Source organism: Mesorhizobium sp. LNJC405B00 (genome assembly GCF_000502615.1).
Classification (GTDB): domain Bacteria; phylum Pseudomonadota; class Alphaproteobacteria; order Rhizobiales; family Rhizobiaceae; genus Mesorhizobium.
This window is the reverse complement of record NZ_AYWC01000011.1, coordinates 151,232-165,140: the sequence shown is the minus strand read 5'-3', so window position 1 is coordinate 165,140 and position 13,909 is coordinate 151,232. Positions and strand designations below refer to the sequence as shown.

General features: G+C 63.3%; 11 protein-coding genes. All 11 read right to left on the bottom strand.

Features of this window, described 5'->3' with window-relative positions; genetic code table 11:
- Positions 1 to 46: 46 nt before the first annotated feature.
- The 11 genes from X756_RS145275 to X756_RS145325 all read right to left on the bottom strand — a co-directional run bounded on the left by X756_RS145275 (position 47) and on the right by X756_RS145325 (position 13,858).
- The gene (locus X756_RS145275) at positions 47 to 985 is read right to left on the bottom strand and encodes a TIM barrel protein (RefSeq protein WP_023691090.1); all 939 of its coding nucleotides are present in this window, start codon (positions 983 to 985) and stop codon (positions 47 to 49) included.
- Positions 985 to 2,502 (bottom strand): glycerol-3-phosphate dehydrogenase, encoded by a 1,518-nt coding sequence (locus X756_RS145280; RefSeq protein WP_023730752.1) that lies wholly within the window; start codon positions 2,500 to 2,502, stop codon positions 985 to 987. The genes X756_RS145275 and X756_RS145280 overlap by 1 nt, the downstream gene beginning before the upstream one ends.
- Positions 2,499 to 4,058 (bottom strand): FGGY-family carbohydrate kinase, encoded by a 1,560-nt coding sequence (locus tag X756_RS145285; protein ID WP_023730751.1) that lies wholly within the window; start codon positions 4,056 to 4,058, stop codon positions 2,499 to 2,501. Before X756_RS145285 ends, X756_RS145280 begins: the two co-directional genes overlap by 4 nt.
- A gap of 111 nt (positions 4,059 to 4,169) precedes the next feature.
- A complete protein-coding gene (locus X756_RS145290; RefSeq protein WP_023681690.1) occupies positions 4,170 to 5,117 on the bottom strand; it encodes a D-ribose ABC transporter substrate-binding protein in 948 nt (315 codons plus the stop codon).
- A 33-nt stretch (positions 5,118 to 5,150) separates the two neighbouring features.
- On the bottom strand, positions 5,151 to 6,284 hold the full coding sequence (locus X756_RS145295; protein ID WP_023681691.1) for an ABC transporter permease: 1,134 nt from the start codon (positions 6,282 to 6,284) through the stop codon (positions 5,151 to 5,153).
- 26 nt (positions 6,285 to 6,310) lie between these two features.
- A complete protein-coding gene (locus tag X756_RS145300; protein ID WP_023730750.1) occupies positions 6,311 to 7,849 on the bottom strand; it encodes a sugar ABC transporter ATP-binding protein in 1,539 nt (512 codons plus the stop codon).
- Positions 7,846 to 8,406 carry a DUF2291 domain-containing protein gene (locus X756_RS145305; protein ID WP_245261881.1) on the bottom strand — a complete coding sequence of 187 codons (561 nt, stop codon included), beginning with the start codon at positions 8,404 to 8,406 and terminating at the stop codon, positions 7,846 to 7,848. The genes X756_RS145300 and X756_RS145305 overlap by 4 nt, the downstream gene beginning before the upstream one ends.
- 120 nt (positions 8,407 to 8,526) lie before the next feature.
- On the bottom strand, positions 8,527 to 9,540 hold the full coding sequence (locus X756_RS145310; RefSeq protein WP_023730749.1) for a sugar-binding transcriptional regulator: 1,014 nt from the start codon (positions 9,538 to 9,540) through the stop codon (positions 8,527 to 8,529).
- Positions 9,541 to 9,858: 318 nt separating this feature from the next.
- On the bottom strand, positions 9,859 to 11,571 hold the full coding sequence (locus X756_RS145315) for a glycerol-3-phosphate dehydrogenase/oxidase (RefSeq protein WP_023730748.1): 1,713 nt from the start codon (positions 11,569 to 11,571) through the stop codon (positions 9,859 to 9,861).
- A complete protein-coding gene (locus tag X756_RS145320) occupies positions 11,568 to 12,344 on the bottom strand; it encodes a DeoR/GlpR family DNA-binding transcription regulator (RefSeq protein WP_031193112.1) in 777 nt (258 codons plus the stop codon). The genes X756_RS145315 and X756_RS145320 overlap by 4 nt, the downstream gene beginning before the upstream one ends.
- Entirely contained in the window at positions 12,341 to 13,858 is a 1,518-nt protein-coding gene (locus tag X756_RS145325; RefSeq protein ID WP_023730747.1) for an FGGY-family carbohydrate kinase, read from the bottom strand. Before X756_RS145325 ends, X756_RS145320 begins: the two co-directional genes overlap by 4 nt.
- Positions 13,859 to 13,909: the final 51 nt, after the last annotated feature.

Sequence of the window (13,909 nt, the reverse complement as noted above, 5' to 3'; positions counted from 1 at the left end):
ATGCGTGTTTCCGGGTCTGCGCCGGCCTTCGGGCCGGCGGTTTGCCTCAAGCGCGAGGCTTGAGACTTTCGCGGCCGCTGTCGATGTAAGGCGCCCAGAAATCCACCGACTCACGGATCATTGCAATAACCTGATGATCGACCGGTTCCCTCTCCCGGAAGGAAAGTTCAAGGCAGATTTCATTGTCGGTTCCGCCACCCGCCCGCACGGCGTCGAGCAGCTTCTGCGGGATGATGCGGCCATCCTTGTTGTAGGCGGCGGTGAACGGCCAGTGCCCGCCCTTGTTCATCGACGATTGCTTGATGTGGATGATCGGCGATTGCAACGGGAACGCTTTCGCCCAGGCATAGGGATCAGTGTCGTCAGGATTGGGCGAGGTCACGTCGCCATGGTCGATGTCGACCATCATCTGCATCGGGATCGGCAGCTTGGCCGCATCGATGGCGCCCTGCAATTCGACGCAGCTTTCGATCGTGTGGCCAAACTCGCGGCCGACCGACATCGGTTCCCAGAAAAGGTAGGTCAGGCCCGCCGCCTTGGCGTGCTCGGCCACTTCGCGCCAGCATTCGAGCGCGATGCCGAGAAGCGCCGCGCGCCGCTGCGGATCGTCAAAATCCTTGTAGGTGAATATGGCGAACTGCGTGCCCATGCCCGACGCGCCGAGTTCGGCGGAGATGTCGGCGAAGGTCTTGAACCAATCGACATAATAGCGGCGCACATCCGCGTCCGGATGGCCGAAATGATTGAGCCGGCCATAGGGACCGGTCATACCCGAAGTGATCCGCACGCCGGTCCGCGCCAGGGCGCTGTTGAACAGGCGAACGAACTTGGCGATCGTTGCCGCCGGCCAGCCCGGATTGACGAATTCATGCGTCAGCTGCACGTCGCGGATGCCGATGCCATAGGCAATGGCGTCGATCAGATCGTCGGGATCGGCGAAGCGATTGACCAGCGGGTTGGTGTTCAGCGAAAGCGTGAAGGCCATCAGTTCACCGCCGCCATTGTCTTTGTGCACCAGTCTTCGAATGTTTTCCGCTCGGCCGCATTGATATGCAGCCCGTGTTTGGTCCGGCGCTCGAGAACGTCGGCGGCGGTCATCGCCCATTCGGTCTCGAACAGGAAGACAGCTTCGAGCTCGTAGAAATCCGGGCCGAAACGACGGCCGAGATCCGCTTCGTCTTTGACCCCTTTCAGCAAAGCGCGTGTGCGCGTGCCGTAGCTTCGAGCATAGTGCTTCACCAGCGACGGGCTAAGCCACGAAAACTCGGCGTGCAGATCACCCAGGAACTGCTCGAAATCCGCGTTGGGCAGGTCGCCTCCCGGCAGGGGAATTTTGGCCGTCCAGGCCTTCTTCATGGTCGGAAAGAAGGGCTGGATCTTTTCCAGCGCATGTTCGGACAGTTTGCGGAAGGTGGTGATCTTGCCGCCGAACACAGAAAGCAGCGGCGCGCCACCGTTCGGGGCGTCGAGTTCGAAGATGTAGTCGCGCGTCACCGCGCTCGGGTTGTCGGCATTGTCGTCATAGAGCGGACGCACGCCCGAGAAACTGTAAACCACGTCTTTCGCGGTCAGCTGTCGCTTGAAATAGCGATTGACCACCTTGATCAGATAATCGATTTCGCTGGCCTCGGCCGCCACTTCTTCGGGCCGGCCCTCGTAGGGAATGTCCGTCGTGCCGATCAGCGCCAGATCGTTCTCATACGGGTTGACGAAGATCACCCGCTTGTCGTTGTTCTGGATCAGATAGGCCTGCCACCCCTCCCAGAATTTCGGCACGACGATATGGCTGCCCTTCACCAGGCGAACGTTGCGGGTGGAATTCTGCCCGGCGACGCGGCTGACGATGTCATTCACCCACGGCCCAGCCGCATTGACCAGCCCGCGTGCGCGGACCTTCGTCACCGCACCGGTGCGGCCATCCTGCATGTCGATGGACCACATGCCGCCTTCGCGCCGGGCAGCAATACAGGCGGTGCGGGTGAAGACTTTTGCGCCGCGCTGACTGGCGTCGAGCGCATTGAGCAGCACCAGCCTGGCGTCATCGACCCAGCAGTCGGAATATTCGAAGCCGCGCTTGAATTCGTCCTTGATCGGCTCCCCTTCCGGCGCGGTCCTCAGGTTCAGCGTCCTCGTTCCCGGCAACCGCTTGCGGCCGCCAAGATGGTCGTAGAGAAACAGCCCGAGCCGAACCAGCCATGCCGGCCTGTCTTCGGGGCTGTGCGGCAGCACGAAGCGCATCGGCCAGATGATGTGCGGCGCCGCCTCAAGCAGCACCTCGCGTTCGATCAGCGCTTCGCGCACCAGCCGGAACTCGTAATATTCGAGATAGCGCAGACCGCCATGCACCAGCTTGCCGGAGCGCGAGCTGGTGCCTTGTGCAAGATCGTCCTTCTCGCACAGGATGACCGACAGCCCGCGACCGGCAGCATCACGCGCTATGCCGGCGCCGTTGACGCCGCCGCCGATCACGAAGAGATCGACAATATCTGACGTATCACTCAAGACTTTGCTCCTGTGCGGTGCGCCATGCCCTTCCACACCGGCCGCAGCGCCTGGCGCGCCGCGACGAAGGATGGAAACAGCGCATCGTAGGTTTGGGAAAGCGCCTCGTCATAGGCGTCGCATTCGCCCAGAAGCGGCGTCACCCATTCGGCGCAGCAATCATCCATGGAGCGATAGACGCCGAGCCCGACCGCGGCCATCATCGCCGCACCCGCGGCGCCGGCTTCCTGGCGGCTGCTGGTCCTGACTTGCGCGCGGGTCGCCGCAGCGATGATACGGCGCAGCGACGGGCTGCGCGCGGCGCCGCCAGACAGGCGGATTTCGCCGGGCACGCTGCCCATTGCCTGGTAGCAATCGCGGGCCGCGAAGGCCAATCCTTCGAGAACTGCGCGCGCCAGATCGCCAAAACCGTGCTTGACGGAAAGCCCGATGAAGCCCGCGCGCGCGTCTGGATCGACGAACGGTCCGCGTTCGCCGGCAAGCGAGATGTAGGGCTGATAGACCAGCGACCCCGGTTCCGATCCTTCGACCCAGACATCGAGCGCTTTCAGCAATTCGTCGCGCGAAGGCTTGGCGCCGCTGGCGGTCAGCACGTCGCGCGCCAGGCCGAGCAGCCAGTCGATGTTGAGCGTCGCCGCCATGTTGGATTGCAGTTGCGCATAGGCGCCGGGAACCGGCATGGCGATCGTGTAGCCGGACGCGTTGTCGTTGAGGATGACATCGTCGGCTGTGCGCGCCAGGCGCGTGTGGATGCCGGTCGAGCCGATGACCGTGCAGCCAACATTGCCGCTTGGATCATAGAGGCCGGCGCCGAGCGCGGTGCTGACCATGTCGACATAGCCCAGCACCACCGGCGTGCCCGCAAGCAGGCCGGTCTCGCCTGCTGCCGACGCAGAAAGCGGATGATGGTCGGTCGTGCCTTCGAGCATGGGGGGCAGCAGGCGGCGGTGCGACGTCAGATCGAGAATGTCGAGCACCTCGTCGGAATAGCTGCGCGCGCGGAAATCGCCGAAGGTGAATGTTCCCTCCGAAGGATCGGTGGCGCGCTCGCCGGTCATCTTGAAATAGAGCCAGTCCTTGCAGTGAAAGGCAGTGGCGGCGCGCTCCAGGATTTCCGGGCTGTTTTTCTTCAGCCAGCTGAGCTGAGCGCCCTGCTGGCAGGCGTTGAGCCCGGTGCCGGTGATCTCGAACCGCGTGCGATCCCGGGGATCGCCGCGCATCTCGTCCACCAGATGTCCGGCGCGCGCATCGAGCCAGAGCCACGCGCGCCCGACCGGCATGCCGTCGCCATCGATCAGCCAGGTGCCGTCGCCCTGCCCGGTGACCGCGACGGCCGCGGTTCGCCGCGCGAGGTCTGGAATTTTCGTCGCCAGATCGAGAACGGTCAGCACCATGTCGCGCCAGGTCTGATTAAGGTCCTGTTCGGCGCCGCCGCCTTCCAGCGTGACGAAGCTGTTGGTCACCGATGCCATGGCGAGCTGCCGCCCCGATAGATCGAAAGCGACCGATTTGATCACGGACGTTCCCGCGTCGATCCCGATCAGCAGGTCTTTCATGCCGCAAGTTCCGGATGGTTATGAAGGCAAGTCACAAGGAGCAGTCTTTGTTGTCTCGAAGCCATGGAAGAGCCAGGGAGTGTCCGCGAAGGACACCCCCTGAGCAGGTTTTTATTCCGACAGCACGAAGGGTGCGGTGTACTTGTCCACATTGTCCTTGGTGATGAGCAGGCAATCGAACAGCTGCTTCTCGCTGGTGGCGCCAGTAGCGCCCGACTTGATGAACGAGTCGGCCTGCTGCACAGCCTTGGCCGAGAAGATGGCCACCGGCTGAAGCACGGTGTACTGCAGTTCGCCGGACTTGATGGCCGCAACCGCATCCGGGGAACCGTCAAAGCCGCCGACCTTGATGCCGGCGAGCTTGCCAGCTTCCTTCAGCGCCGCAACCGCGCCAAGCGCCATTTCATCGTTGCCGCTGATCACGGCGATGATGTCGGGATTGGCCTGCAGCATGCTCTGCATCTTGTCATGGCCCTGGGTACGATCCCAGTTGGCGACCTGCGAAGCGGCCTTTTCGAGATCCGGATACTGGCTGAGCACAGTCGCGTAGCCGTTCGAGCGCGTGGCGGCGTTGTTGTCCGACGGGGCGCCGAGCAGTTCGACATACTTGCCCTTTTCACCGACCGCCTGCACCCACTGCTGGGCACCGAGAGCCGCACCCTGGGCGTTGTTGGAGACGAGCTGTCCCTTGGCAAGACCTTCCTGGTTGATCTCGGCATTGACGAGGAAAACCGGGATGTTGGCGGCAATCGCCTTCTTCACCGCGCCGACCGAACCATCGGCATTGGCCGGGTCGAGGATGATCGCCACCGACTTGTTGGTGATGGCGGTGTCGATCAGATTGCTTTCGGTATTGGTGTCGCCCTTGTGGGCGGCGACGTTGGCTGTATAGCCAAGCTTTTCGGCTTCGGCCTTGGCAACGTTGCCTTCGGTCAGCCAGTAGGGGTTGGCCGGATCGTTGACGATGATCGAGATCAGGCCCGCGGCCGATGCGGCTGCGCTAAACCCGACCACCATCGCGGCGGCAAGCAAACTTCTAAGCACGATTTTCATGTACATTCCTCCAATGATTTTACGCGGTCTTGCTGCCAGTCAGCTGGCAGTCTTCCCTTGGGCAGGATTGGCCGGTTCGGCCTTCCCCCGTTTCTGAGAAGTCGGTTGGCCGCCCGTCGAAGCTGGAAGCTTGCTACGGCGGCGATACTGAACGGCATTGAGGAGCACGGCGAGCACGATGACGGCGCCGGTGAACACTGTCTGCCAGTAGGATGAGATGCCGATGATCACCAGACCGTCGGACAGGAAGCCGATGACGAAGGCTCCGAGCAGGGTGCCGCGAATGTTGCCGCGCCCGCCGGTGAGTGCGGCGCCGCCGATGACGACGGCGGCGATGGCCGTCAGTTCGTAAGTGGTGCCGGCGGTCGGTCCGGCCGAGGTCAACTGCGAGGACAGGATCAGGCCGGCAATGGCGGCACAGATGCCTGAAAGCACATAGACCGAAATCTGCACAGTCTTGACCGGAACGCCGGACAGTTCGGCGGCGCGCTCATTGCCGCCCGAGGCGTAGAGCCAGCGCCCGAACGCGGTGCGGTTCAACACGATGCTGCCGATCAGCGCGATGACCGCCAGCACCACCACGCCGGTCGGCACGCCGAACAGACGGTTGAAGCCAAGCGCGTCGAAACCGGTGTTGCCCAACTCCGGCTTGCCGCCGAGATTGTTGTAGGTCAGGCCGCTGGTCATCAGCAGTGCCAGGCCGCGCGCCATGTACATGACGCCGAGCGTGGCGACAAAGGCCGGAACCTTGAACCGCGCGATCAGCACGCCGTTGATCAGCCCGACAGCGGCGCCCAGCATGCAGGCCAGCACCGCGACCACCCAGACCGGCGGATAGAGAACGACGCCGAGCCAGGTCAGCGTCACGCCTTGCATCAGAAAACCGGCGACGACGCCGGCAAGCCCGAGCGTCGACCCCACCGACAGGTCGATGCCGCCATTGAGGATGACGAGCAGCATGCCGATGGCGAGAATCCCGAAGATGGCGACATGCGAAGCCATGGTCAGGAAATTCGCCACCGAGAGGTAGTAGGGCGACAGGATCGAGAAGACGACGATGATGACGATCAGGGCAAAGAAGGCCCGGCCTTCGAGCAGCAGCTTGGCCACGTCGAAGCCCTCTCCGCCCGCATTGGGGCTGGACTGTTTGCTGGCCTGGCTGACATCGCTCATGGGTCGGGGCTCCGGAAATTCTGTGGTCAGGCGACCACGGCTTCGCCGGAGGCGGCCATGATCTGCTCTTTGGTGGCGTTGGCGCCGAATTCGGCTGAAATCTTGCCGCGCCGCATGACGACGATGCGGTGGGCGATGCTGAGGCACTCATTGACCTCCGAGGTCGAGAAGACGACCGCCAGGCCTTGCGCGGCACGCTCGCTGAGCAAGCGAAAGACTTCGGCCTTGGCGCCGACATCGATGCCGCGGCTCGGCTCGTCGAGAAGGATGACCTTGGGATCTGTCGTCAGCATCTTGCCGATGACGACCTTCTGCTGGTTGCCGCCCGACAGCGATCCGATCATGGCGTTGCCGCCCGCGGTCTTGATGGTCACCTTGCGGATCGAATCGTCGATCAGTGCGCGTTCCCTCGGCCGGGAGAGGAACAGGCCTTTCGCGAACGCCTCGATGCTGGCAAGCGACAGATTGCGGCCGACGGTCATGGTCTGAACCAGGCCGTCGCGCTGGCGATCCTCGGGGACCAGAACCAGACCTCGGGCGATGCGCTGGGCAATGGTCAGCCCCGAAACGTCCTCACCCTCCAGCAGCGCCCGCCCGCCCGCCATGGGCACACGGCCGGCGACGGCCTCCAGCAATTCCGTGCGGCCCGCGCCCATCAGCCCATAGATGCAGACGATCTCGCCCGCTTTGACATCCAGCGACAGATGATCGACGACGTAGCCTGAACCCGAAGCGTCGGTGACGCTGACATCCTCGATCGACAGCGCGACCTCACCAAACGCATGGCCGGTCGGCGGCGAGCCGAGGTCGAAATTCTCACCCACCATGTTGCGGACGATCCATTCGAGGTCGATGTCCTTGGCTTCGGCCGTCGCCGTGATCGCCCCGTCACGCAGCACGACGGCGTAGTCGGTGATCTGCAGCGCCTCTTCGAGGTGGTGCGAGATGTAGACGATGGAGACACCGCGGCTGGTCAGATCGCGGATCACCTTGAACAGCACCTCCACCTCGGTCGCACTGAGTGCGGAGGTCGGCTCGTCCATGATCAGGATGCGGGAATCGACCGACAGCGCGCGTGCGATCTCGACGATCTGTTGCTGCCCCAGGCGCAGGTCCTCGACCAGGGTCATCGGATCGATGTCTTCTTCGAGGTCGGCCATCAGCGCCCGCGCCTGGCGCGCCTCCTCGGCGAAGTCGAGGCCGGTTCTGGTGCGCAGTTCGCGGCCCATGAAGATGTTGTCGCGAACGCTCAGATTCGGCGCCAGGCTGAGCTCCTGGTGGATGATCGAAATGCCGCGATCGCGCGCGTCCGAAGACGAGGCAAAGCTGACGAGATTGCCGTCGAGCACGATGTCGCCGGATGTCGGCGTCACCACGCCGGACAGGATCTTCATCAGCGTCGATTTGCCGGCGCCATTCTCTCCGAACAGGGTGGTGACCTTGCCGCGATGGATGTCGAAGTTGACGCCCTTGAGCGCGTGGACGCCGCCATACGACATGACGACATTGCGCGCCGAAAGCACGGCATCGCCAGTCGCGGGTTCTGTGCCGGCAGTCATTGTCATTTGACGTCCAGCCTCACCGGCGTGACCAGCCAGCTCTTCGGATTGACCAGCTTGAAGACGCCGACCACCGCTATTGTCTTGCCGGTCAAGTCACTGGTATCGACTTTCGCCAGCACCTCCTTCTTCATCTCGTTGTTCAGCGCCGAGCCGGCGTCCTGATACTCGATCTGGTTGGTGAACTGACCAAAGGTGATCTTGCCGGTGGCGTCGCGAAGCTCGGTGCCGTTGATCGCCGGCCCAGTCTGTACGCGGACGGTCAACGTGTCCGGCAAACCGTCGACCGCGACCTTGTAGATGCCCGATTTTCCCTCGCCGACGACGCCGGTGAACTTGACCGAGATGACCGGTCCGACTCCCGCCGGCACGCCATATTCCTTTTCGGCCGTCGCCCTGTCCTTGGCGATCGCCGTCGCCACCGTTGCGGCGTCGGCGGCACGCGCTTCGACATCGGCCTGCACCTTGGGAAATTCAGACTTGCCGTAGTCGGCGGCCGAAAACACCGCGTTGCGAACATCGCCGGCAGAGCCGATCTTGATCACCTTGGTATCGAGCGCCATGGCGCCGAGCAGAACCACAACCGCAGCGCCGGCAAGCACCCGGCGCAGGCCGGGCGAAGCTTGCCGGGCGGTGGCCTTCGCGCTCATGATGCAACCACCAGCGGTGCGGATTGTCCGTTGTCACGCATTCGAAGTTCCTCCGTTCACGCGGCGCTTCGCGGCCCCGGCTGCATCGTCGAGCTCGACCAGGGCGCGGGCGGTGCATTCGTCGGTGATCAGGCCGCTGAGATAACGGCTTTCGAGTACTGCCTTGATGGCGCGCACCTTTACCTTGCCGCCGGCGACGGCAACGATCCTGCGGCCCTTCAACTGATCGCGCGGAAGCGCCAGTATTCTTTCCGACAGCGCCGTTTCGACCGGACGCCCCTTGTCGTCGAAGAAATGCGCCAGCAATTCACCAACGCCGCCGTCCCGCTTGACCTCATCGATTTCGGAAGGCTCGATCATGCCGGTGGCGACCAGCGACGCCTCCCGCTCAGCCGTGCCTATTCCGACGAACATCAGGTCGGACCGGCTGGCGAGAGCGAACACATTGCTGATGCCGCGCTGGCCAAGCAGCACCTCGCGGTCCTCGGTGGTGTTGGCGACAAAAGGCACCGGCATGACGAAAGCCTGCGCGCCGGTCCGCTCTGCCAGGCGATGCATGACGTCGTGCGGGTTGGCGGCGAATTTGCGCGTCACGCCGCCAAGCAGCGAGACGAAACGGATGTGGGCAGCAGTGGTGCGCGTCAGATACTCGACGCTGGCCGCAAGGGTGCGGCCATGGCCGACGCCGATCAGCATGTCTTCGCCGCGATCGATTTCACGCTTCAGGAACTGGGCGCCGGCAATGCCGAGCCCCTTCAGAGGCAGTTCGTCCTGATCGAGATCGGGAACCACCTCGCAATAGTGGAGCCCATAGGCGGCGATCAGGCGCTGTTCCAGGTCGACGCATTCGGCGACGTCGCCGTCGATGAAGACCCTGACGAGACCTTCCTGGTTGGCCTTGGTAATAAGCCTATGCGCCTTGAGGCTGGTCAGGCCAAGCCGCTTGGCCACCTGGGCCTGGGTCAGACCACCGGCATAGTGGAGCCAGGCCGCGCGCGTGGCGAGGCTGGACTCATGGTCGCGGTTCGCGGATCCGCCGGAATTCAAGCCATTCCCTCCCCAGGGCGATAATATTATCTTTGCGTGCAAAAATTTTCATACCTTTGCATCGCTGTCAATCCCTCCGCAGACGGTAGCCTCCAGCCGACATTCGGCAGCCAACGCGGGCCTATTAGAAGGTAAGCATATAATATGACCATATGGCAGCGTTATTTTAACGTCAATTTGTGTGATCTCATCCAAGTGGTAGCATGAACCCGTAAGCGCGGGCCAAAATCCTGGGTGCAAGTTTGGAGCACACGGCCCAACAAGGGCAAATCGATCGGATTGCCTCAGGAAAAGCTATCGGCGTCAGCGATCAAGCGATCAGTCCAGCCGCATCAGGTTCCTACCCTCGAGCTCGACAACAGCGGCTTCGACCTCCCGCGTGAGGCGCTCGGTGCTCCACCCCAACGCCCGCCCCGCGATCGCGGCAATCTCCTGCAGGTCGCGGCTCGTCAGCGAGCCGCCTATCGCCAACGTGCTGCGGCGCATAACGACATCGGCCAGATGTTCGACGAACTCGTTGCGCGCGATGTAGTCGATTTCCGCCTTGCCGTAGCCGCCGGAGTCCGGCAGGCAACCCTCATCATCCGACCCGTGCCTGGCGATCTCAACGGCTCTGGTCCCGTAGCGCGACAGCAATTGATCAAGGCGCCCTTCCCCGGCGCCCGTTGCCTGCTGTGCCTCAGCCAGCCAGTTCGCGCGCGCGGCGGCATTGGCCGGAAAATCCCGCCCACCGCCGATCGGCATCGACTGAGTCGACATCTTGCGGCTGCGCTGCAAGCACATGAGTACGGTATCAGTGACTTCCTCGGCAAAGCCGCGGAACGTCGTCCATTTGCCGCCGACCAGCGAAATGACTGCAAAGGGCCTGTTGCCGTCCGGCTCGGCAACGGGCGCCGAATGATCGCGGCTGATCAGTCCGGGCGTCGCTGCTTCAGACGTCGGCAGCGGCCGGATGCCGCTATAGGCGTAGACGATCTGGTCGCGCTCGAACGCCATGCCCGGCAGCAGCGTTCGCACGCTGTCGAGCAGATAGTCGACTTCTTCGGGTTCGCAGCGGACCGCGTCCGGATTGTCGGCCTTGATGTCGGTCGAGCCGACCAGCGCCAGGCCGAGATAGTCGTAGACCAGGCAGATGCGGCCGTCATCGGCCTCGAAATAGAGCATGCGCCCGGCGAGGCTTTTGACCAGTTCGTCATGCCTTAACAGGATATGCGAGCCCTTGGTGCCGCCGATCATCTTCGATGGAGCACCAAGCAGCGCGTTGACGTCATCGATCCATGGACCGGCGGCGTTGATCACCAGCCTTGGTCGCACCGAAAAAGGGGTGCCGTTTTCCGGCTGGAAGGTGAGCACGCCATTGGCTGAAGCCGCCAGTGTCGTGTAGTTGGCACCGGCAGACGCCGCGTGAGCCTGCAAGCCGTCGAGGATCAGTTCCAGCACCAGCCTTTCCGGGTGACTTATCTTGGCGTCGTAGTAGGTGCCGGTGGCGACGATCGCCGGATTGAGCGCCGGCATCTCAACAAGCGCCTGCCGCCGCCCGACCATGCGGTGGCGCGGCATGACCTGGTTTCGTGAACCGTAGAAATCGTAGATCATCAAGCCGATCTTGATCAGCATGGCGCCGCGGCTGCGCGGCGCGCTGGTCGAGCCGAACAGCGTTCGCAACGCCGCGAGCATGCCCTTGCTCCACGAGAAGATCGGGATGACGGTCGGCAGCGGGCTGACATAGTGCGGCGCGTTTTGAAGAAGCAGATTGCGTTCGAGCGTCGACTGCGCCACCAGCCCGAACTCGCCCGTCTCGAGATATTTCAGGCCGCCGTGGATGAGCCTCGACGGCGCGGCACTGGTGCCCGAGCCGAAGTCCGCCTTGTCGACGATCAGGCAGCTGACACCTTGCGCGCACAGATCGCGAAACAGCCCTGCCCCGTTGATGCCGGCGCCAAGAATGACGACGTCGACCTCGCCGGTCCCGGCTATCGCGGCGAGACGCCCGGCGGGATTGTCCGCCCCTGCTCCGTCTGTTCGGCTCATGGCGCTTTCGTCTTGACGATGCGCAGTTTCACCCCGGCCCGCTCGAGGCTCTGCGCCTGCGCATCGCCGAGGCCCTCGGTCACCAGCACGGCGTCGAAACTGGTCAAATCGTCGAAGACATGCAGCGCGATCCGGTCGAATTTTGCGTGGTCCACCAAAAGGATGCGCTTCACGGAGGCGGTCATCATCGCCTGCTTGACCCGCACGACATTCGGATCCTGGATGAAAGCAGTGGTTCCGGTGACGGCCGAAGCCGAACAGATCAGCACATTGGCGCGCAACTGCGCCACGGCGTTCTCGCAGACAATGCCGATATAGGCATTGTAAGTGGGATGATACTGGCCGCCGAGGCAGATGAAATCGATATCGTCCACATTGATCAATTGGCCCGCCGTCGAGACGCTGTTGGAAACGACGGTCAGCGGCTTGACGTCGAGCAGCAGCGTCGCGACCGCGTTTGCCGTCGATGAATCGTCCAGCATCACCACCTGGCCGGCCTCGATATAATCCAGTGCCGCCCGCGCCAGTGCATCCTTCTCGGCTCGATTGACGGTCACCCGGTAGCGGAAAGCGCTCTCGTAGAGGCCGGAAGGCTGGACCGTCACCGCACCGTGCAGCTTGCGCAGCACGCCCTGCTGCGCCAGCCGGTCGATATGCCGGTGGATGGTCATGCGCGACACGCCGAAATGCTCGACCAGATCATCGATGCGCACCTGGCCGAGCTTGATCACATAATCGGCGATCTCTTCTCGTCGTTCGTCGGCCTTGATCATGCGTTTACCCCCGCCAGCCTTTCGATATCAGGCCAATGCGACTTCAGTTGCTCGGCTATGCGGCAGTAGAGCGAAAACCGCTCATTGAACACAGCACTGGAGGCGGGCACGGGTTGATACGTCCGCTCCGTCATCCCGACCTGCCTGGCGCCCTCTTGCGGCGTCTTGAACAAGCCGACCGCAGCACCTGCGCAAAGCGCGGCACCGAGGGCCGCGGTCTCATCCGTCGAGGTGACGGTGACCGGGGCGTTCAGCACGTCGGCAAACATCTGGACGAAAGCAGGATTACGCGAGCCGCCCCCGGTCAGGCGGATCTCGCTGACGGCAAAGCCGTCGCGCAAGGCCTCGACATGGGTGCGGTGATTGAAGGCGATGCCTTCCAGAACCGCCTTCAGCATGTCGCCGCGATTGTGCCAGCCATGCAGGCCGACAAAGCTGCCGCTGGCCAAATCGCCATAGGGAGAGCCGAACAGATAGGGATGAAACAGGATGGTCGAAGGCTTCTTCAACGCCGCGTCGATCTCTCCCGCCAGCAATTCGTGGAGGGAGCCGCCATCCGTCCTGTCCTGCTCCGCGCGGCAAAACGTGTCGAGAAACCAGTCGTAGTTCGCGGTCGAGGCCGGCGAGATCGACATGTTGTTCCAACGGCCCGCGTCGATGGCGTTGCGGCAGAACCAACGCCGGTCGACGCGCGGTTGCGAAGAGACGACTTCATTGATGGAATAGGTGCCGGCGACGATGGCGAGCACGCCGTCTTCATGGCCGCCCATGCCAAGCGCCGAGGCGGCCACGTCGTGCAGGCCGCAGGCGACCGGTGTTCCCTTGCGAAGGCCGGTCCTTTCGGCGGCATCGGCTGTGACTTGACCGGCGATGTCAGCGGAATGCGCCACCGGCGGCAGCGCGTTGAACAGATCCTCCAACCCGAAGATGCGCAGCGCTTCAGGCGCATAGGCTTGCGCGCGAAAATCCGTGAATGAAGTGCTGGCCTCCGTGCGGTCGGTCCCGATCGTGCCGGTCAGGCAAAAGCGCAGCCAGTCCTTGCAGGCCAGCACATGGCCGATGCGGCCATAGCGATCAGGATCGTTCTGCTTAAGCCACGCCAGCAGCGCCGACGGCGCCGAAACATGCGGCGTCTGGCCCGTCGTCGCCAGCGCATCGGTGAAAACGGTACCGGCGGACCACCTTTCGACAACGTCGCCGGCGCGGCTGTCGAGCGACAGGATGCCTGATCCCAAAGGCTGACGATCATGATCGAGCAGATAGAGACCATCGCCATGCGCGGTCGCCGCCACCGCCTTGATGTCTTCCGCCGGCCTGCCGGAGAGCGCGATCGCCTCCTTGATGGCGTCGGCTGTTGCTTGCCACAGGCCTGACATGTCGCGCTCCACCCAGCGCGCGTGGGGCATCGATTGCGGCACCCGGCGACGCGCCACGGACAATTGCGTGCCGTCGGCATCGAAGATGACCGCCTTGGTGACCGTGAGGCCGTTATCGATTCCGAGCAGGCTGGGCATGATCACCGCCTCTTTCAGCATTGGCGATTGCTACAGGGCGATCCTGCAGTC

Coding starts and splice junctions, on each gene's coding strand:
- X756_RS145315 (WP_023730748.1), bottom strand. CDS start 11,571: ATGAGCCGAACAGACGGAGCAGGGGCGGACAATCCCGCCGGGCGTCTC.
- X756_RS145300 (WP_023730750.1), bottom strand. CDS start 7,849: ATGACAATGACTGCCGGCACAGAACCCGCGACTGGCGATGCCGTGCTT.
- X756_RS145295 (WP_023681691.1), bottom strand. CDS start 6,284: ATGAGCGATGTCAGCCAGGCCAGCAAACAGTCCAGCCCCAATGCGGGC.
- X756_RS145285 (WP_023730751.1), bottom strand. CDS start 4,058: ATGAAAGACCTGCTGATCGGGATCGACGCGGGAACGTCCGTGATCAAA.
- X756_RS145320 (WP_031193112.1), bottom strand. CDS start 12,344: ATGATCAAGGCCGACGAACGACGAGAAGAGATCGCCGATTATGTGATC.
- X756_RS145275 (WP_023691090.1), bottom strand. CDS start 985: ATGGCCTTCACGCTTTCGCTGAACACCAACCCGCTGGTCAATCGCTTC.
- X756_RS145290 (WP_023681690.1), bottom strand. CDS start 5,117: ATGTACATGAAAATCGTGCTTAGAAGTTTGCTTGCCGCCGCGATGGTG.
- X756_RS145305 (WP_245261881.1), bottom strand. CDS start 8,406: ATGGCGCTCGATACCAAGGTGATCAAGATCGGCTCTGCCGGCGATGTT.
- X756_RS145325 (WP_023730747.1), bottom strand. CDS start 13,858: ATGCCCAGCCTGCTCGGAATCGATAACGGCCTCACGGTCACCAAGGCG.